19 protein-coding genes and 1 pseudogene are annotated in these 18137 nt (G+C 39.7%); 6 read left to right on the top strand and 14 right to left on the bottom strand.

The features are described from left to right. Positions 1-376: 376 nt before the first annotated feature. The 3 genes from NST81_RS07870 to NST81_RS07860 all read right to left on the bottom strand — a co-directional run bounded on the left by NST81_RS07870 (position 377) and on the right by NST81_RS07860 (position 3384). A complete protein-coding gene (locus NST81_RS07870; RefSeq protein ID WP_341029245.1) occupies positions 377-1045 on the bottom strand; it encodes a DUF2642 domain-containing protein in 669 nt (222 codons plus the stop codon). 238 nt (positions 1046-1283) lie between these two features. Then, a complete protein-coding gene (locus NST81_RS07865; protein ID WP_327823910.1) occupies positions 1284-2186 on the bottom strand; it encodes a spore coat protein in 903 nt (300 codons plus the stop codon). 109 nt (positions 2187-2295) lie between these two features. Next, positions 2296-3384, bottom strand: coding sequence for a CotH kinase family protein (locus tag NST81_RS07860; protein ID WP_341029244.1), 1089 nt, complete (start codon positions 3382-3384; stop codon positions 2296-2298). Positions 3385-3589: 205 nt separating this feature from the next. Here NST81_RS07860 and NST81_RS17605 point away from each other — a divergent pair. Continuing rightward, a pseudogene (locus NST81_RS17605) lies at positions 3590-3640 on the top strand (hypothetical protein); the annotation flags it as partial. A 26-nt stretch (positions 3641-3666) separates the two neighbouring features. Here the strand turns inward: NST81_RS17605 and NST81_RS07855 are convergent. From NST81_RS07855 to NST81_RS07845, 3 genes are all read right to left on the bottom strand, one after another. Continuing rightward, a complete protein-coding gene (locus NST81_RS07855) occupies positions 3667-4164 on the bottom strand; it encodes a hypothetical protein (protein ID WP_341029242.1) in 498 nt (165 codons plus the stop codon). A 249-nt stretch (positions 4165-4413) separates the two neighbouring features. Next, entirely contained in the window at positions 4414-4707 is a 294-nt protein-coding gene (locus tag NST81_RS07850) for a YxcD family protein (RefSeq protein WP_003352768.1), read from the bottom strand. Beyond that, positions 4695-5135, bottom strand: coding sequence for a hypothetical protein (locus NST81_RS07845; protein ID WP_327823913.1), 441 nt, complete (start codon positions 5133-5135; stop codon positions 4695-4697). The genes NST81_RS07850 and NST81_RS07845 overlap by 13 nt, the downstream gene beginning before the upstream one ends. A 265-nt stretch (positions 5136-5400) precedes the next feature. On the opposite strand from NST81_RS07845, the gene NST81_RS07840 reads away from it, so the two are divergent. After that, positions 5401-6168 carry a DUF1836 domain-containing protein gene (locus NST81_RS07840; RefSeq protein ID WP_003352766.1) on the top strand — a complete coding sequence of 256 codons (768 nt, stop codon included), beginning with the start codon at positions 5401-5403 and terminating at the stop codon, positions 6166-6168. 117 nt (positions 6169-6285) lie between these two features. Here NST81_RS07840 and NST81_RS07835 read toward each other — a convergent pair whose 3' ends face one another. The 3 genes from NST81_RS07835 to NST81_RS07825 form a co-directional block, all read right to left on the bottom strand. Beyond that, positions 6286-6681, bottom strand: a complete 396-nt coding sequence (locus NST81_RS07835; RefSeq protein WP_341029240.1) for a cytidine deaminase — start codon at positions 6679-6681, stop codon at positions 6286-6288. A gap of 85 nt (positions 6682-6766) precedes the next feature. Beyond that, positions 6767-7423 (bottom strand): deoxyribose-phosphate aldolase, encoded by a 657-nt coding sequence (gene deoC / locus NST81_RS07830; protein WP_003352764.1) that lies wholly within the window; start codon positions 7421-7423, stop codon positions 6767-6769. Positions 7424-7651: 228 nt separating this feature from the next. Beyond that, positions 7652-8833, bottom strand: a complete 1182-nt coding sequence (locus tag NST81_RS07825) for a NupC/NupG family nucleoside CNT transporter (RefSeq protein ID WP_270584306.1) — start codon at positions 8831-8833, stop codon at positions 7652-7654. A gap of 540 nt (positions 8834-9373) precedes the next feature. Here NST81_RS07825 and yhfH (NST81_RS07820) point away from each other — a divergent pair. Both yhfH (NST81_RS07820) and yhfH (NST81_RS07815) read left to right on the top strand, forming a co-directional pair. Continuing rightward, positions 9374-9508, top strand: coding sequence for a protein YhfH (gene yhfH, locus NST81_RS07820; protein WP_003352761.1), 135 nt, complete (start codon positions 9374-9376; stop codon positions 9506-9508). 100 nt (positions 9509-9608) lie between these two features. Next, positions 9609-9743: a protein YhfH gene (gene yhfH, locus NST81_RS07815; protein WP_003352759.1), complete on the top strand. Its 135-nt coding sequence runs from the start codon at positions 9609-9611 to the stop codon at positions 9741-9743. A gap of 198 nt (positions 9744-9941) precedes the next feature. Here yhfH (NST81_RS07815) and NST81_RS07810 read toward each other — a convergent pair whose 3' ends face one another. The 4 genes from NST81_RS07810 to NST81_RS07795 all read right to left on the bottom strand — a co-directional run bounded on the left by NST81_RS07810 (position 9942) and on the right by NST81_RS07795 (position 13343). Then, a complete protein-coding gene (locus NST81_RS07810) occupies positions 9942-10268 on the bottom strand; it encodes an AzlD domain-containing protein (RefSeq protein WP_003352756.1) in 327 nt (108 codons plus the stop codon). Continuing rightward, positions 10259-10990, bottom strand: a complete 732-nt coding sequence (locus NST81_RS07805) for an AzlC family ABC transporter permease (RefSeq protein WP_341029235.1) — start codon at positions 10988-10990, stop codon at positions 10259-10261. Before NST81_RS07805 ends, NST81_RS07810 begins: the two co-directional genes overlap by 10 nt. A gap of 467 nt (positions 10991-11457) precedes the next feature. Next, positions 11458-12993, bottom strand: a complete 1536-nt coding sequence (locus NST81_RS07800) for an FAD-dependent oxidoreductase (RefSeq protein ID WP_341029232.1) — start codon at positions 12991-12993, stop codon at positions 11458-11460. 164 nt (positions 12994-13157) lie between these two features. After that, positions 13158-13343, bottom strand: coding sequence for a cold-inducible protein YdjO-related protein (locus tag NST81_RS07795; protein WP_040340877.1), 186 nt, complete (start codon positions 13341-13343; stop codon positions 13158-13160). 717 nt (positions 13344-14060) lie between these two features. On the opposite strand from NST81_RS07795, the gene NST81_RS07790 reads away from it, so the two are divergent. Together NST81_RS07790 and NST81_RS07785 are read left to right on the top strand one after the other, a co-directional pair. Beyond that, positions 14061-15623 carry an amino acid permease gene (locus NST81_RS07790; RefSeq protein WP_244878051.1) on the top strand — a complete coding sequence of 521 codons (1563 nt, stop codon included), beginning with the start codon at positions 14061-14063 and terminating at the stop codon, positions 15621-15623. A 225-nt stretch (positions 15624-15848) separates the two neighbouring features. Further along, the gene (locus tag NST81_RS07785; RefSeq protein ID WP_341029228.1) at positions 15849-17063 is read left to right on the top strand and encodes a CynX/NimT family MFS transporter; all 1215 of its coding nucleotides are present in this window, start codon (positions 15849-15851) and stop codon (positions 17061-17063) included. 47 nt (positions 17064-17110) lie between these two features. Here NST81_RS07785 and map read toward each other — a convergent pair whose 3' ends face one another. After that, positions 17111-17854 carry a type I methionyl aminopeptidase gene (gene map / locus NST81_RS07780; RefSeq protein WP_003352749.1) on the bottom strand — a complete coding sequence of 248 codons (744 nt, stop codon included), beginning with the start codon at positions 17852-17854 and terminating at the stop codon, positions 17111-17113. Positions 17855-18137: the final 283 nt, after the last annotated feature.

Below are 18137 nucleotides of genomic sequence, written 5' to 3'. Positions count from 1 at the left end.
AAAATCATGAAATCAACATAAACAAGCAGACGGAAATATGTATCTGCTTGTTTATTTTTTGGGTTGGAATTGGTCATTCAGTATACCAGTTTCTTTCTTAGCCTTATATGCATACAATGCCAATGATCAATCGATGTCGAAACGACATTTTTAGGGAGCGAAATGACCACTCATTGATTTCATAACTCTTTTCCTTACTTCTATAGCGACTTTGATTGATACAGCTTGTTCGTCATTCGAGCGACTGCCGGTTATGCTCTAGTCAGTTCGGATTCCTTTTATTTTTCAATTTATAAGTTCATTTAAGTTGTCCATTTTTAAAGCTTCAGCGTGTCCATTATTCTTCAAAACAAATGAGTCGTTATTCATTGGTTTTTTAAGGGAGATGAAACATTTTCAAATGAGAGAGCTTCCAAAAAACCGTTCGACTATCTGCCGCGGCAAGTTTGACCATATTGTTCTCTACGTTTTTCAACAGTCCGATTTTGTCTGCTTCCTCTCCCAAATCAAAAACCACTAACGTTTCTTTGTATTTTTTTAATTGTTCTTCAAACGATCTAGCCAACGGGATGTTCAAAGGAACGACAGGAAGTTCTTTGCTGCTTAGCGTATATGGGGTGGATGGAACAGAGTATGGTGTAAACCACTTTAAATGGTGCATGGAAATAAAAATAGTTTTATAAACGGGAGAGTAAAATACGATGTAATCATTTAATACACTCGTAATATAACCATGGAGGGATTTGTTTTTGGCAGCGAATAATTCAAGAAAATGTCCTTTTGCTTTTAACAGTGTTTTTCGGTAAGAAAGTTCATGATCGTCATCTTTAAAGCCGACGGTCACAGGCGGTTGAACGCCTGTCAATTCGTTTTTGCTCCGTTCTTTAATGTTATGGACATGCAAAAAAGGAATATAAAAATCTTTGCGTCCATCAAACAGGACTAATATATCAGAGCCAATATCCATTAAAATTCCATAAAGCTTAGTCTTATCGGATATCTCCAATTCAATTTCCGTGCCGATATATTTTTTTAATTGTTCCATCTTATTCTCCTTCCTATCCTATAATAATACCAGGTGCACCAGCGTCGCATATACTCATGCACCCAGCACGATGGCAATGATTGTGGATATCGGTTTTCCGTTCTCAATAATCGTTTTCTTTCTCTACCTCATCCTTTTGTTCCGCTATGATGGATCACTATTTTTAATTCTGGCTGTGGAGCGAGAGGTGCTATATCTTATTTTGGATTCTATCCGATCTTATGGAAGTTCTTCTTAACTATGCAGATCTAGAATGGAATCGTTTTTCAGATCGTCTTCCGGATCGTCTTCCGGATCGTCTTTCGAGGGATGGTTTTTTTTCTTTGTGGAGTGATCTTAGTGGAGGATCTTCCTCTGCTTCAATTTGGTCGTTTTCTTCTTTTTTATCCGTTTTTGGACCTATACTTATGCATTTAATATGAAACGGATTGATTCGTATAATTTCATGGTTGTTCGTAATGGTGAAATATCCTCCAGCATTTTCCACTAAAATGCCTTCCAAAGCATCGGGACCTCGGCGATTGATCAATACCCATTTATGCATCAATTGATCAAAAAGATCGGCAAAATATTCGGCTTTTAATATCTCGTGGCTTATAGAAGTCGAAGGTTTGGATGACACTGAAACCATTGTTTGATCAGATTCTTTCGTTTCGGTTAAATGATTAGATTTTATTCCCTTAGATAGTTTCAATGCACTTTTCACATGATCAAGATTAAAATACACGATCTCGTTGTTTTCCAATGCCAAGATAATATAATCGTTGCTTGTTTCCAGTAATGTCCCGACAACCAAATCAGGCCCGCCTTGATTGATTTGAATATATTCGTTTTTTAAGTGGCGGAATAGATCACTAAAGCTCTCCTCTTTAATAAAATCCAACTCCTCGTCCAGTTCCTTTACTGGTTGATTGGCTTTGGAATCTTCACTTACGCTTTTGACATGATGAATTTGATAATAAACGATCGTATTATGTTCAAGCTCTAAAACAATATAATCTGACTGAACGTCCAACAAACGTCCCGTTTTTGCTTCGGGATCGTTGCGATATATAGTAACCATCCGTCCTTTTAAGGATTCTAAAAAGGATTGAAATCGCTCCTTGTTGCACTGATGGTTCAAATTCGATTTCTTATTCATTCATATCCTCCTTGTTCGTGATCCATATGGTATAACTACAGTGCATGTATACTCATCACAAGGAAGAGATGAACCTTGTAGTTGCCTATTCACAAAAATTTCCACCTTACTAATCCAATACTTGTAAATGATTTCGAATATAATTTCCTCTTTTTTCAATAAAACGCAAGATGAGTTCAGGTTCATTTTCAAATAGCATCTGACGGTCTCTTATATAGGGATCTTTTTGTACATACGGTTTAATTTGTTTGTAGAGCTGTTCCACTTTCGGCTGCAAGTTTGCAACGGTATATTTTTCTTCCAATATTTCTTGCAAAATCAATTGATACTTTTTTCGAAACGAGGGAACGTCCAGAAGTCGAGCTGTAAGAGTATTATATCCTTGAATTCTTACATAATCTTCCGACATTTCCTTTCCATTGATGTCCCTTCCCCATGTTGCATCATAATCCCAAGGGATAATTTCAAATAAACCCGTTTCCCTGTTCAGATATAACGCGTAATTATGAACAAATCCATCGTAATTTTGAGTGCAGACGATTCCTGAAAGCCAGTATAGATATTGCTCGACATGAAAATATTTTTGAATCTCTTTTTCAAATTCCGCCCGCGGAGTAGTATTCAATTTAAGAATCATCTCTTGCAAGTAAAATATGTCTTGTTCATTCCCCCATTTCATTTCATATCCTAAATCCAACGAACGTTTCACTTCCTTGTCTAGATCACTCATTAATGAAAAATTGGCATCCCCATCCACCGCATAAAAAATGGCCCCTTCTGGCAAGCTCCTTTTCTTAAGAAAACATTCATCTACAGATTCCAATTCTAAATAGATCCCTTCGTTTCGGCCATTTATGGACAAAAAAATATGCTGGGAACGCGGCGACAATACGCCTATTTCGTTGAAGAAATCAAATGATAATTTATTTCGGATGACGGCCGGATCTTTAAACTCTGCATTCAGATGAATTTCTTTCGCTCCCCTGTATATTTGGGGTTTATAAAAAGCGATATGATAAGATTTTTTTTTAAATTTTCTGATATGCGAACCACGATAAGCTATATCAATTTCAAGCTTCTTGTTGCCTATTTTTAATTTTGCCGGCAGTGGTTCATCGTTCCAAATATCTCTTCTCAGCTCTTGGTAATCTTTAGGATGGATATAAAGTTCATATTGAGTCAAGTTGTTTTTATCCATCTCTCTCCTCCTCGCTCCATATAAAGAAATCTCGCATGATTACTATAATCATATGAAAAAAATAAGAGGGTGACACCTGAAGACACCTTCATAATTTTTTTACAAAAACTACATATTTGTCTCAGGCAATTCCTCATTGTCCTCATACTATGAATCGTGAAAAGAAATTTACATTTTTTATATAATTTTTAAAGGAGGTTTTCACATGGGACAGATCACCCATGATGATATTAAAGAGGCCGTTGAAAAAGCAACTGATGCTGGGTTAGAGGATTTTATGTATCAAGATCCAAGCGTCGTTAAGGAAGTAAAAGGCGGTCCATCAACGTCCCGCAGGTCGAGCACCTCTTCTAGGCGTTCTTCCAGACGTTCTTCTAGACGTTCTTCCAGACGCTCTTCTAGACGGACTTCTAGGCGTTCTTCCAGACGGACTTCTAGGCGCTCTTCCAGACGCTCTTCCAGACGCTCTTCCAGACGCTCTTCCAGACAGACTTCCAGACGCTCTTCCAGACAGACTTCTAGGCGTTCTTCCAGACAGACTTCTAGGCGTTCTTCCAGACGGACTTCTAGGCGTTCTTCCAGACAGACTTCTAGGCGTTCTTCCAGACGGACTTCTAGGCGTTCTTCCAGACGGACTTCTAGGCGCTCTTCCAGACGCAGTACTTCTAGAAGTTTTTTCCAATATTCAAGTGAGACGGCCAGAAACCGCTTTGTAACAAAAAAAAGATTCTGGAAAAACGGAAATATGTGGGAACTAAGATTGGCTAAATAATTACGCAAAAGGATGAAAGGTTTTTCCCTTCATCCTTTGTTTCATTTCCATTGGAAAATTTCCACTAAGAAAATTCCCGCAGTGACAACCTTTTATTATTTTTTAAAACCCCGTTTTCCCTCATGTTGAAACTTTTATGATCCTGCTATCATTTCATCAATCTAAAAAATGCGTAATGTTTTTTCATGGTAAAAAAATCTCCTCGGGTTTTACCCAAGGAGACTTCAAACGCCACAATATTAAAATTTTGGATGTCTTTATTCGTTTATCATAGCGATAATTCCTTCATGATCATCTAATTTCAGCTGAATTCCAGCCGCATACGGATCGATTTGATACTCGCTCTTAATCCAACCTCTGATCGCCTCAATAAGTTGTGGTTCTGTCAATGGATGCAATACGCCTGCAATTTCTCCTTCTGCTCCAAATCCAGTGTCATCATCGTACAGTAATTCAGTAATGACATCTTCCGGGCGAACATTTGCTTTCGCCGCTACATAAACACAGACGGCATTTATGATTTCTTGTTCAGAAAGTTTTAACGTCTCCATGAGTCATACTCCCTTTGATGTCTGCGATTAAAGATCAATTTTATAGCGCTCAACACCAGCATGACAACGGCAAATAGAAGAAATAAATTGATGACAAATCCCAGCATGGAGCTGATTGGTCCGAGACCATGAAACAAACTTCCTGCTAAAAATCCGCCTAGACCACCCAATAAAAGCCCTTTGGCAAAACTGCCTTTGCTGCTTTTTGGCGGAACCGTATGAGTGTATGGAGTAGTGTTTGATTTTGACGAATTGAAGATGCTAGAATTTTGATTTTTGTTCGGAACAACTTGCTGGCTATGACTCGGCTGATAAAATCCTTTTCCAGATCTGTATCCTTTTGCCGCAGCGCTGTCTACCATACCTAGTCCAACAAGAGAAAAAACAAGAGCTAATGAAGAAAGCCATTTAACCCATTTTTTGAACATCGATGAATTCGACTCCTTTTCCATATTTTTTATTTTAGTTTAAAGAACTGTCATGTTCAGGTTCTTATGAACTTATTATATGATCTTATCTAAAAATTTTCAAGTAGAATTTCTTCCATTTTGAAAAGAAGATAGACCGATTCCTTTTATTTTTAAACCGGCTATTGTAACGACATGAAGTTCATTTAGTAACAAAGTCATTTGACTTTCTTAATATCAAAGCGTAAGATAAGTTCAAAAGAACTTGTAAATAGGAGGAAACTTCGTGAATACCTTTCAATTAACAAGAAAGGAAATGGCGTTCCTTCTCCTTTCATTAAAAGGTTGGAGCAAAAAACCACCGCTTTCGGTACTGCAAGAAGCATGGATTCACTCTGAAGAACATGGTTCTCTCTCCGAACTCGATCCAAATGCTGCGAACGTTGGAACGCTTCCGCCCATTTTTGAAAAAATCATAAAAACGAATAAACTCGATAGAGGTTTTTCTTTAAACGAAATAGCAGCACTTGGCAATCAAATCGAGTACACTAATTTTTCTGTCACGGCGTTACAAAACTGGATTAAACGGGATATTAAAGAAATGATCGGCTCTCCCCAAAAAGGAAAAAAATATTCACTTGAGCAAACCGCGCTTTTATTCATTGTAGAGGATTTAAAAACAGCCCTTGACTTTGAATCCATTCGTCAACTATTAAAGTTGATTATCAACGATCCTGATGACCAAAAAGATGATCTCATCAATCCTATTCATCTGTATGCATGTTACTCTACCCTGTTTGAAGAAATCAATGATCATTCTTTGAGCGAAAACCGCTTACCGAATGAAGGAACGATCGAAACGATCGAAAGAATTATTAAATATAAGGCAGAGGAAATGGTTCAGGAGCATTTCCAGCTGGATGAAGAAAAGCGAAAAGCGATTAAAAACATTATCATCATTGCCGTTTTATCCGTTCATACGGCTTATTTTCATATGCTTGCTAAACGTTCTTTGTCCGCTGCTTTATTTTTGCAGAATTTACCTTTTTCTTAAGAGTAAAATAAAAAAGCTGGCTTAACCGATGAAAAAGCCAGCTCGACTCAAAACTGAAATGAGTGATTATTTCTTCCTGCAATTTGGGATCAAGGACATCTCCTTAATCCCCTTTCATTAATCTAAATGACTTGGTGAAAAAGCATACGGCAACAGTTCCTTAACGGTTGTCTCTTTTCTTTCTCCTTTTAAATTCGTTAAAATAACCGGCATATCCGGAGTGCAAAATTCTGCAATCACTTGGCGGCAAGCTCCACAAGGCGAAATAGGACCATCCGTATCCCCGACCACCGCCAACATCGCAAAATCAGTTTGTCCTTCCGAAATCGCTTTAAAGATGGCCGTTCTCTCTGCACAGTTACATAGACCATAAGATGCATTCTCAATATTGCATCCTGAATAAATGTCTCCGCTTTTAGTCGCTATGGCAGCGCCCACCTTAAAATGAGAGTAAGGGGCATATGCTTTTTCTCTCCCCGCGACAGCTGCTTGAATCAACGTTTCGCTAATCAAGTCCCTTCCCCCTTAGAGAAATTTTGTAAAACGGGAGCGGGCTGAAAATGTGCGGATTTGTTGTCCTCTTTACATTTCTAACATTTTAAGCTTGGCCTGTCACAATTTTTACGCCCGCACTGGCTCCGATACGATTTGCCCCTGCTTTTTCCATCGCCAGCAAGTCTTCTGCAGTTCGAATTCCTCCAGAAGCTTTCACCCCAAAATCCGGTCCAACCGTTTTACGCATTAATGCAACATCTTCCACTGTTGCTCCTCCTGTCGAAAAACCGGTAGATGTTTTGACAAAATCTGCTCCGGCTTTGACTGCTAATTGACAAGCGAGCACTTTTTCCTCTTCTGTCAGCAAGCAGGCTTCAATAATCACTTTCACCAGCGCTTTTCCCTTTGCTGCTTCCACGACGGCTCGAATATCATTTTCCACCAATTCCAGATCACGACTTTTAAGAGCCCCGATATTGATCACCATATCCACTTCTTCGGCTCCATTTTGAATGGCATTGGTCGTTTCAAAAGCTTTAACTTCAGGCGTGGTTGCGCCGAGTGGAAAACCGATGACGGTACATACTTTCACATCGGTATCTTTTAAAATTTCATAAGCGGTTTTCACCCAAACCGGGTTTACGCACACCGAAGCAAAACCGTATTTTTTGGCTTCTTCCGCCAACCGGACGATATCATCCTTCGTAGCATCGGCTTTTAATAATGTATGATCAATCATGTTTGCTTTTTCCAACAACATCGAAGTACATCTCCTTAACCGTATATTTTTCTATCGGCAGCAGCTGCTATTTCCTTTTAAAGTGTAACAGGATCTTGTCTTATTTTCAAAGCCGAAAGATGTGAAATTGCCATGAATTTTGAATTTCACCCTCACTGATCACCGCTGGCATCCATGGTATCACTCTACTTCCATTTTGTTAAACCACAACATGAAGACCGATCCTTTTTATTCAACCACCATTCCCCATTACAAAAATAAACCGATAATCGTCCCGGATAAAATGGACGCCAAAGTTGAACCATACAATAATTTCAAGCCAAAATTCGCCACTGCGTCTCCTTGTTTGTCATTTAACGCTTTCACGGCGCCAGTGACAATTCCGATCGAACTAAAATTCGCGAAACTGATCAGGAACACGGAGACAATTCCAACTGTTTTTTCGGACAGCGAGTGGGATATTTTTGTAAAATTAGCCATCGCCACAAATTCATTTGTCACTAATTTTGTAGCCATGATGCTGCCGGCTTTGACTGCTTCTCCCCAAGGAACACCCATTAAAAAGGCGATAGGAGAAAAGACATAGCCGAGTATTGTTTGGAATGATATATGGAAGACCAGCGTAAAGAGATAATCAATTAAGTTGATCAATGCAATAAATCCAATTAACATCGCTGCTACAATAATAGCTACTTTCAGCCCATCCATGATACTTTCGCTGATCATTTGAAAAAAGCTCAATTTTTTTGTTTCTTCAACGACAAGCAAGTCCTCTTCCTCTGAAATTTCATAAGGATTAATGATATTTCCGACAATCAAAGCGGAAAATATATTGAGTATTATCGCAATCACGACGTATTTCGGCTCCAGCATGGTCATATAAGCACCGACAATCGATATGCTGACAGCGCTCATAGCCGACGTACATAGTGTGTACAAACGCTTCCGGGAAATGTGTCCAATTTGCTTTTTCGTCGTCAAAAACACTTCTGATTGTCCTAAGACAGCAGAAGAAACCGCAATGTAATTTTCTAGTTTCCCCATCCCGTTTAGTTTGCTTAAAACAAGGCCAACATATTTAATAATCACAGGCAAAATTTTGAAATAGTTCAAAATACCGATCAAAACCGAAATAAAAATAATAGGCATTAACACATCAAGAAAAAAATTGGATATCCCTTTGTTTTCCAACCCTCCAAAAACAAAGTCGACCCCTTTACTGCCCATCTCAAGCAATTTACTGAACATTTTCGACACAAATCCAATGACCGAAATGCCTGCTTTTGTATTAAACATAATAAAAGCAAGTACTAATTGGGCAATCAGCATAGTAAAAATTGCCTTATAGCGCACATGTTTTCGATCATAGCTGACCAACATGGCAAGCCCATACACTAACAGCAAACCAGTTAGAAAAAAAACAACTCTCACAGCAGCTCTCCTCCAATAACATGTTAATGGCAGCGGTTTCAATCCAAACTAAAAGAAATAATTAGAACCGCTGCCCAAATGAATAGACGATCTATCCATTCTCGAAAATACTATACCAAGATATCAATCTATTGTAAACAACGAAATAAAACAGCTGTGTACACGAAAAGCTCGCGGCGAAAAAGCTGATTGGACCAAAGTGAAATGACAAGTTTCATTCTTTTAAAAAGGAGCGACTTCTGTTTTTTCAAGTGAAGCGATAGAAAATCTGTTTCGCTTATTTTGGATTAAGCGGAACCATTTTGTTCATACTTTTATCATAGTAAAAATTCTTTTACGACCCTTTTTCCTTTCATATGGAAATAAATAAAAATTCTATTGCATGAAAATTAGATCCATTCTTTTCAGCGAATATTCATTTATATTTTATTTTTTTAAATTTTTTAAAAAAGGGGTACACAACAAGAAAAATGTTGTGTATACTGTATTATAACAGAAACAATATTTTATAATCTGTATTATAAAAAGGAGGTGCCTGAAATGGTTCAAAGTCCGGTTGAATTTTTCCAAACCATATCCATTAAAGTTTGTTCGGTATGCGGCCAGCATATGGATGAGCAAGCGGAATCTTATATGATGGAGTGCGATCGCTGCCTTGCGCAATCAGAAGAATAACATCCGTTTCATCCACTTCATAAGTTCATTATTTTTTCATTGAGACAATATTCGGCTTCATTAGAACAAAAATGAAAAAATTTGATAAGGAGGAATAAAAATGGTTCCAAGTCCGGTTGAAATGTTCCGTGATCTTCCTAAAAAAGTTTGTCCGGAATGCGGTGAATATATTGAAGAACAGGCTGAATCGTATATGATGGAATGCGACCGCTGCTTAGCCAACAAAGAAGAATAAGCTTCTTAACATTGCTTAGACCTTTGAAAGTCCAGTTGATCGGTGGATGGATGTACGGATCGGTATTAAAGGAGCAGTTGGTGGCAACCAAAAAGGTAAACTGGAAATGGAAAAAAGAAGCTCTTACGGTTTTTCATCTATTAGGACGGTTAAAAAATGGGAAGGAAAATGATTCCTTCCCGTTTTCTTTATTCTAACCTAAATAAAAAAGCGCGCAGCCATCATCGCGACAATTCCTATCACAACCGTCCCTAATAAACTGCGGGTCGCAAGCGCCACCACAAATGCCGGTATGGCTGCCAACAACTCCAGTCGATTTTCCATGATCGAAAATTTTCCGTTTGAAAGCAGCAGCTCTTGCGCCAACAGGGCCGTCATGACCGCAACAGGCACATGGCTTAACCAACGTTCAGCCCATTGGGGCAATTGAAATCGGCTTAAAATCATCAGCGGAAGAATTCGCGGTATGATCGTGACAATCCCCGATCCAATAATGACCGCCAAAACATATGATCTTATTTCCATTTTTCAATAAACACCCCCGCTGTTGCCGCCACGATGGCTGCGGTAATCACTCCCGTGCTGCCCGAAACAAAAAAGCTTAAGATCACGATCGATGATGCACTGCATATAGCCACTGCTAAATCGACCATCCATTTTTTTCTGCTAGTAATCTGTAAAACAAGCAATCCAATAAACATCGCTGGCAGGGCAAAATCAAGTCCAAATGCATTCGGATCTGGAATCCATTCTCCAAAAAATCCACCTGCTACATTGCCAATTAGCCAGTTGACATAAGCAGTGACATTCAAACCGAGCATCCATTTAAAACTTCCGGCTGCTCGATTAGATAAATGATTCATCGCAACGCCAAATGTTTCATCCGTTAACAACGAACCGGTCAACACATTTTTCCACAAAGGAAGATGACGAAAATAAGGGGATATCGCTGCACTCATGAGAAGATGACGAAGATTAATAAAAAAGATCGTAAAAATAATAGCGGAAACAGGATTTGCGGCCGCGATCATTCCTGATGCAATAAATTGCCCCGATCCGGCATAAAGAATAAGGGAAATCAGCACAATTTCCGCGATGGTAAGCCCCGCTGTTTTTTCCACCACACCGGCTGCAAAACCGATGCTCCAATAGCCCAATAATGTGGGCACGCAGTCTTTCGCCCCTTGCCAAAACCCCTCTTCCGAATATGGATATGAAATAGTATTTATTCGAGCATTCTCTGCCATTATGTAGATCCACCCTTTACATACAGTGAATTTTCATTTTTTCGTCTACTTCCACTATAAATTGAATTAAAATTTTGTCAATTCCATGGCCAACCATTTATCATGAAAAGCAAAGCTTAAGGGGAGGCTATAAAGAGGGAGGTGGAAAAAGTGAACAACGTTCCAACAAATCAGTTTATTTATTATGGCATACCGACAGCCGCATATGTATTGCTAGGCATTTTAACCACCCTTTAAAAAAGGAAAAAAATAGAAAGAAACGTCCATCGCCTCTCCCATCCTTTTGAATTCGAAAGCCTTCAAAAAATATCATCTCCGCCAACGTCCTCATTAAGGCCATGATGGACAAAAACAATTTGGCGCCAGGCTACCGCCTAAAAATTCGATTCGTTCAGCCAACCATCAGCGGGGACACTGCCCCTGCTGATGGAAGTTTCCCTTATCCTTACCATCGAAACCAAATTTTTTCATTCTTCCACCTTATTGAGCGGCTGTTTCGCCGGTCCTTCCAATACTTCTCCTGTCACTGAATAACGTGACCCGTGGCACGGGCAATCCCAAGTACGATCACCACTGTTCCATTCCACTTCACACCCCATATGCCGGCAAGTGGTATCCACCATATATACGTTTTGATTTTTATCTTTATAGGCCCCCGCTCTTTTTCCGTTCACACGAATGACAGAGCCTTCATCCGTTTGTAAATCATCCACCGTTTTTAACGGGGATTCCCATTTCCCTTTTAATAAATGCCCCGCGACATTGGTATTTTCTCTAATCAATGTTTTCACTGATGGATCCACGTTGAAACGAGAAGGAGTAAACAACTCTTCATAAGGATTGGGCTTTTCTAAAATTAAATCACTGATTAATTGGGCTGCCGCTGTTCCGTTTGTCATTCCCCACTTTCGAAAACCCGTTGCAACATAAATATTCGGTTTTTCAGAAGTGATTCGCCCAATAAAAGGCACTTTATCTAATGTCGTCCAATCTTGCGCCGACCAGCGGTACAAAAATTCGTTGATTCCAAATGTTTCTTCTGCGTATTTTTGCAGTGCTTCATAATGATGTATCGTAGAAATCCCTTGTCCAGTCTTATGACGTTCCCCGCCTACAAGCAATATTTTTTCATTGTCGCACAGCGTATACCGCAACGATCGTGTTGGTTCTTCAACCATAAGATACATGCCGCCAGAAAATGTTTTTTGAGGTTTGACGGCAAGAAGATAAGATCTTTCTGGATACATTCTGGCAAAATAAAATCCTGCCCCATCGTAAAACGGATAATGGGACGCAATGACTACTTGCTTACATGAAATCGTGCAGCCATTTCTAGCAACAACTTTTATCTCATTCCCTTGCTCTATATCCACTGCGGTCGTATTTTCAAATATTTCTGCTCCTTGATGTTCGGTCTCTTCCAATAGTTTTTTTAAATATTTTAACGGATGGAATTGGCCTTGCGCATTCATCCTAACGGCTGCTTTTACGGGTATATCAACGGGAATAGAGTTGCGATAGTCTCCCTCTATCCCCAGTTTTTCATAGGCCTCCATCTCCTTTTCAAGTTTGCTTATATAAGAATCCGTATTCGTGTAGAGATAAGCATCTTCTTCGGTAAAATCGCATTCGATTTGATGACGTAAAACGGTGTCGCGGATAAAATGTAAGGCAGACATATTCGCTTCATAATAACCACGTGCTTTCTCCAATCCAAAATGTTCCATCAATTCGTGGTAGATTAAATCATGCTGAGCGGTAATTTTGGCAGTTGTGTGCCCCGTTGTGCCAGTGAGAATTTTGCCAGCGTCGATCAGAGCGACTTTCATTCCTGCTTTTCCTAATAAGTTGGCAGAAGTGATTCCGACAATTCCGCCACCAACAATGGAAATGTCCACCTCTATATCTTTCTCCAGTTTCGGAAAAGACGGTAATTCCAAATTGGATCTCCAAAAAGACTCGGGAAATGGAGGCATGTGTTGGCTTGCATTTTCCGAAAACATCCAATTCCTCCTTCATGGGGTTAGTATCTAAAGGAAATCTTCCCCAAAAAAGAGGACTTTATTCTTTTTCTAAGCGTTTGTGGGAACGCCTTAAAGTAAAGCGAGAACATAAACTCGTCATAAAAAAAGAAAAGCTGCCACTTATAGGCAGCTGCCATCATACATTAGTTCTTTTTGATTGGATATAACTCCCGTATCTCTTCTTTCATTTCACTTCCGCAAATTGGGCAATGCAAATTGGGTGTCGCAAATTCTTTTCTCATCCAAACATTGCAATCAGGCGATTGGCAAGCGTAGACACTCGTTTCGACCATTTCAACTTCTTCTTGATTCCGTTTATTATAATACACAAATAAAGACCCCTTTATTATAATTGATGATGTTTCTGCAAAACACAAAAAGCCCGATCTCAAGTAGAATGAAGAACAACTTCATAACAGTATACGACCAATTTTGGGATGAGGGCCCTGACTTTACTGATAAAGCAACAAGTCGTACTTCTATCTTACCACTTAATTGACAGAAAGCCAATCTCGCTCAAATTTCTAGTCCTCCCATTCGTTCTATTGAATGGCTACTACGTATTAAGATTATGCCTCGAGAAGACAGATTATAACCTTAAAAGACCGATTTTAGTGAGAACGACTTCAAAATACCATTCGCTTCCTTTTTTCCTTAAGATATCGTGAAACTTACAGCAAAAGGATTTTTCTGCGGATAAAAATAACAATAGACGAATTGTGTCGATTGTTGTATATTTATTTTGCGTTCTAAATAATCATACCTTCACAATGAAGAATGATAGTCATTTCTGCAAAAATATACAAATAATGATCGATTGACTGATCGGGCTGTTTTCAACGTACTTGAATACTATTTTGAAGGCATCTGCGAAAATTTCAAACGAGACGGCGGTAAACGTTACCGGATGAAGGATGCATAAAAAACATGCCTGCCTGGTTGCGAATAAATAAACACATTCTCATTACATTTTCGCAAATGTCAATCCCCGTTTTACATTTGCAGCACTGTTTCGTCATCCAAGTAGAAAGGGGTTCATTGATTCAATGGAACAAAAACGATTAGGGTTTTGGCTTTTGACCGCACTGGTCGTTGGAAATATGGTAGGATCCGGAATATTCATGTTGCCACGAACGCTTTCTGAAGCCGCCAATCCAGCTGCTGTGTTATTGGGATGGTCTTTAACTGGTTTCGGTGTCCTCACAACGGCTCTTGTCTTCGGTAATTTATCCATCCGAAAACCAGAACTGAACGGCGGACCACAAATTTACGCAAAAGAACTGTTTAAAGAGGGATCAACACTTTCCACATTGTCAGGATTTATGTCTTCTTGGGGGTATTGGATCGGAAACTTCGCTGGAAATGTTGCTATTATCACTACTTTTACAAGCTATTTAGCAACCTTTTTTCCCATTTTAAACAGCAAAGCCCCGTTATTCACAATCGGAACCGTTGCTTTCAAAACAGGCAACGTTCTAACCTTTATTATATGCACCGCCATGCTTTGGTTTACACATTTTTTAATTTTAAGAGGAATTGAAGGAGCCGGAAAAATCAATTTTTTGGCCACGAGCGCAAAAGTGATCGGTTTCTTTTTATTTATTGTCCTAAGCCTGTTTGCGTTTCAAAAAAGTAATTTGCTTCCATTTACGGCTCCACGCTTAGATGATAGCGGACATCCATTAGGAATTTTAACACAAATAAACCACGCAGCTGTCTCAACACTTTGGGCTTTCGTAGGTGTTGAATCGGCTATTGTATTTGCCTCCAGAGCCAAAAAACAAAGTGATATAAAACGGGCCACTATTATTGGGCTAATGATTGCATTGGCGATTTATATCGGTATTTCCTTGCTGGTGATGGGCGTTCTGCCACAGGAAACTCTAATACATTCCGAAAAACCACTCGTGGATGCTATTGAAACCATAATCGGACCAATCGGAGCTTATTTAATCGCTGGATTGGGCTTGATTAGTTTAGCCGGCTCCACAATAGGTTGGGTGTTAATGAGCGCCGAGGTTCCTTATCAAGCGGCTAAGCAAGGATTGTTTTTAGCTTCTTTTCTAAAAGAAAACAAAAGAGGCGTTCCATCCTTTTCCTTATGGCTGTCAAACGTTCTTGGACAACTCTTTATTTTTTCAACCATATCCAATTCAATGGCCCATGCATTTGACTTTGTCATTTATATCGCCACATTGGCTTATCTCATGCCTTATCTTATTGCATCCTTGTTCCAGCTTAAGCTCGTTTGTACCGGTGAAACGTATCAGCTTAACAAAAGCCGGTACACCGATGGTCTTATTGCTTTATTGTCCACTATTTATTCCATTTGGGTCATTTATGCAGGTACTTCTGATTTAAAAACATTTTTGTTCGGAGCCGCTTTATTGGCTAGTGGACTGATCTTCTATCCTTCTTTGCGCAAACAAACTCAAGCCACACCTTTCACGAAAAACGGCAGGCTTTTAGCTAATCAAGAGGAGACCCCCTTAAGGTCTCCTTTTTTTATTGTTCTACTATCATTCTTTGCCCTGGCGACTGAAGAAAGTTCGCAATGTAATTTAGGATATGTCATGGCACATTTACGGCTGTCATGTTTTGAAATATGATATACTGGGATTCGAGTCTTTTTTCATTTAAGCCAATGGCCTTTTAAACGATCCGTTCAACCGACTGTATGAACTCCCTAAATGTTGATACACTCATCAACAGTTTGTGGATGGCGGATGAGTCTTAATGGATTGAGACGTTAAAATGGGAGGCCGTACCGTCATTTTGCAATCATTTTCCTTAAATTATTGACTGGATGCATGTGAATGAAAGGTGGTTTTGTCATGAAAGAAACGGCTGCGTTCAAACATTTTGATAAAAAATGGGTCTTCTTAGTAATAGTAATTTTATTCGTAGCAGCCAATTTACGCCCTTCTCTGACCGCAGTGGGGCCGGTGCTCGGTTTTATCAGAGAAGATTTAGGTTTGTCCCATTCCGTGGCCGGGTTGCTTTCCACACTCCCGCTTATGGCATTTTTCGTTTTTTCCCCACTGGTTCCTCAACTTTCTGGGAAGTTTGGAATGGAACGAACCCTCTTTTTCAGCTTGCTGTTATTGACGGCGGGCATATTCATACGTTCCTGTTCCTCTATTTTTACGTTATTTTTAGGAACATTTATGATAGGAACGGCGATTGCTGCTGGCAATGTTCTTTTGCCGGGGCTGATCAAAAGGGATTTCCCTCATCAAGTAGGGCTGATGACAGGCGGATATTCTCTTTCGATGAACACTTTTGCCGCACTTGGATCCGGCCTAAGTGTTCCATTGACTCATGCTCTTGGCTATGGATGGCAAGGCTCCCTTATGTTTTGGGCTTTGTTGTCGCTTGTGGCGCTGTTCATTTGGCAGCCTCAGCTCCGCCATACAACGATGAACCACTTACCAACGTATAAAAACAAGGAAAAAAACCGGCTCTGGAGATCCAAGCTTGCTTGGAAAGTGACGATTTTTATGGGTTTCCAGTCTTTTGTTTTTTATATATCCATTAACTGGTTTCCCAACGTTTTTCAAGATCGTGGAATGAGTGCTGAGGCATCGGGTTGGATGGTCTCCATCATGCAGTTTGTTGGTATGCCGGCGACCTTTATAGTTCCGATCCTTGCAGAGCGCTGGAGTAGTCAGCGGCTTTTATCCACCATCGTCTGCTTGATCGGGATTATCGGCTATGCAGGACTTCTAATGGAAAATCCCGATTATACGATTTGGTGGGTTTTGCTCATAGGCATCTCGCAAGGAGCGACGTTCGGTTTAGCTTTGACTTTTATTTCTTTGCGGGCAAAAACGGATTATACGGCGGCAAGACTTTCGGGTATGGCTCAATCAATCGGATATTTGTTCGCAGCATTTGGCCCTTTTCTGTTTGGACTTTTGCATGACTTGACAGGCCACTGGTTCGTTCCCCTCTTTCTTCTGGTGGCAGCCACAACCGTTCAATTGGTTTCTGGACTAGGTGCAGGACGAAATTCGTACGTCTTAGAGGAAGAAACAACGATTTCATAAATACGAAAAAATCGACAGCCTACCAGCTGTCGATTTCTTTTCTCCTTCTACAAAGTCAAAATAATCGGCTTATCTTTTGTTACGATAATAGTATGCTCCACTTGAGCCACCAGGCTGCCGTCAGGAGTTTTGTAAGTCCATCCATCTCCTGCTTCTTCAATCATATCAGCCCCTGTAGAGATAAACGGCTCAACCGCAATGACAAGACCCTCTTTTAATAATTCATTATCCCACGGGTCGTAATAATTCAATATATGATCGGGCTTTTCATGGAGTGATCGGCCAACTCCATGGCCGGTTAAATTCAGGATGACAGAAAAGCCATTGCGCTTTGCTTCTTTCATCACTGCTTTACCAATTTGATTTTGTTTAGACCCCGCTTTTGCTTTTAATATTCCTTGTTGAAAAGCTTTCTCCGCCGTTTCACATAATCGATACAGTTCTGGATCCCCATTGCCGACAACAAATGAAATTCCCGTATCTGTAAAAAAACCGTCGAAAGACCCGGAGACATCAATATTTACAAGATCCCCTTCTTGAATGACCTTGTCGCCGGGTATTCCGTGTGCTACTTCATCATTCACGCTTATACAAGTATAGCCGGGAAAATTGTATTCTTTTTTCGGTCCTGATTCTGCACCGTATTCTGCAAATAATTTTCCGGCTAATTCATCTAATTCCTTTGTTGTGATGCCGGGCTTTGTATGGATTTTTAATTGGTCGCGAATCGCGGCCATCACTTTACCGCTTTGCTTTAACCCTTCTAGTTCTTGTTCCGTTTTTACAATCATATCTCTCTTCCTTCTTATTTTGTAAATATTCGTTTCCTATACTATCTTACTTTTTTCTTTTTTTCAAAACAATTCATTCTGAAAGTGTGCAGTAACGAATTCCAGCATCGCTTTTTCATCATGTTTTTTAGCATTCTTTAACGGCATCTGCTCTCTCTTATTCATACACATTTAATTAAAAAAGCAAGCCTTTGAAAACTATCATACCTCCCATTGTCAAAAAAAGACTGACTCAAAACATCGCGTTGGAGCGATATTGAGCCAGCCTTTTCCTATTTTAACA

Origin of the sequence: Bacillus sp. FSL W8-0223 (assembly GCF_038006805.1) — a bacterium.
Lineage (GTDB): Bacteria > Bacillota > Bacilli > Bacillales > DSM-4216 > Bacillus_O > Bacillus_O smithii.
The sequence above is the reverse complement of the archived record's forward strand: the minus strand, read 5'-3'. Positions and strand labels throughout refer to the sequence as shown.

Coding starts and splice junctions, on each gene's coding strand:
- NST81_RS07805 (WP_341029235.1), bottom strand. CDS start 10,990: ATGGCAGAGAATGCTCGAATAAATACTATTTCATATCCATATTCGGAA.
- NST81_RS07810 (WP_003352756.1), bottom strand. CDS start 10,268: ATGGAAATAAGATCATATGTTTTGGCGGTCATTATTGGATCGGGGATT.
- NST81_RS07790 (WP_244878051.1), top strand. CDS start 14,061: ATGGAACAAAAACGATTAGGGTTTTGGCTTTTGACCGCACTGGTCGTT.
- NST81_RS07850 (WP_003352768.1), bottom strand. CDS start 4,707: ATGGAGACGTTAAAACTTTCTGAACAAGAAATCATAAATGCCGTCTGT.
- NST81_RS07800 (WP_341029232.1), bottom strand. CDS start 12,993: ATGTTTTCGGAAAATGCAAGCCAACACATGCCTCCATTTCCCGAGTCT.
- NST81_RS07860 (WP_341029244.1), bottom strand. CDS start 3,384: ATGGATAAAAACAACTTGACTCAATATGAACTTTATATCCATCCTAAA.
- NST81_RS07870 (WP_341029245.1), bottom strand. CDS start 1,045: ATGGAACAATTAAAAAAATATATCGGCACGGAAATTGAATTGGAGATA.
- map (WP_003352749.1), bottom strand. CDS start 17,854: ATGATTGTAAAAACGGAACAAGAACTAGAAGGGTTAAAGCAAAGCGGT.
- yhfH (WP_003352761.1), top strand. CDS start 9,374: ATGGTTCAAAGTCCGGTTGAATTTTTCCAAACCATATCCATTAAAGTT.
- NST81_RS07785 (WP_341029228.1), top strand. CDS start 15,849: ATGAAAGAAACGGCTGCGTTCAAACATTTTGATAAAAAATGGGTCTTC.
- NST81_RS07845 (WP_327823913.1), bottom strand. CDS start 5,135: ATGTTCAAAAAATGGGTTAAATGGCTTTCTTCATTAGCTCTTGTTTTT.
- deoC (WP_003352764.1), bottom strand. CDS start 7,423: ATGTTGTTGGAAAAAGCAAACATGATTGATCATACATTATTAAAAGCC.
- yhfH (WP_003352759.1), top strand. CDS start 9,609: ATGGTTCCAAGTCCGGTTGAAATGTTCCGTGATCTTCCTAAAAAAGTT.
- NST81_RS07865 (WP_327823910.1), bottom strand. CDS start 2,186: ATGAATAAGAAATCGAATTTGAACCATCAGTGCAACAAGGAGCGATTT.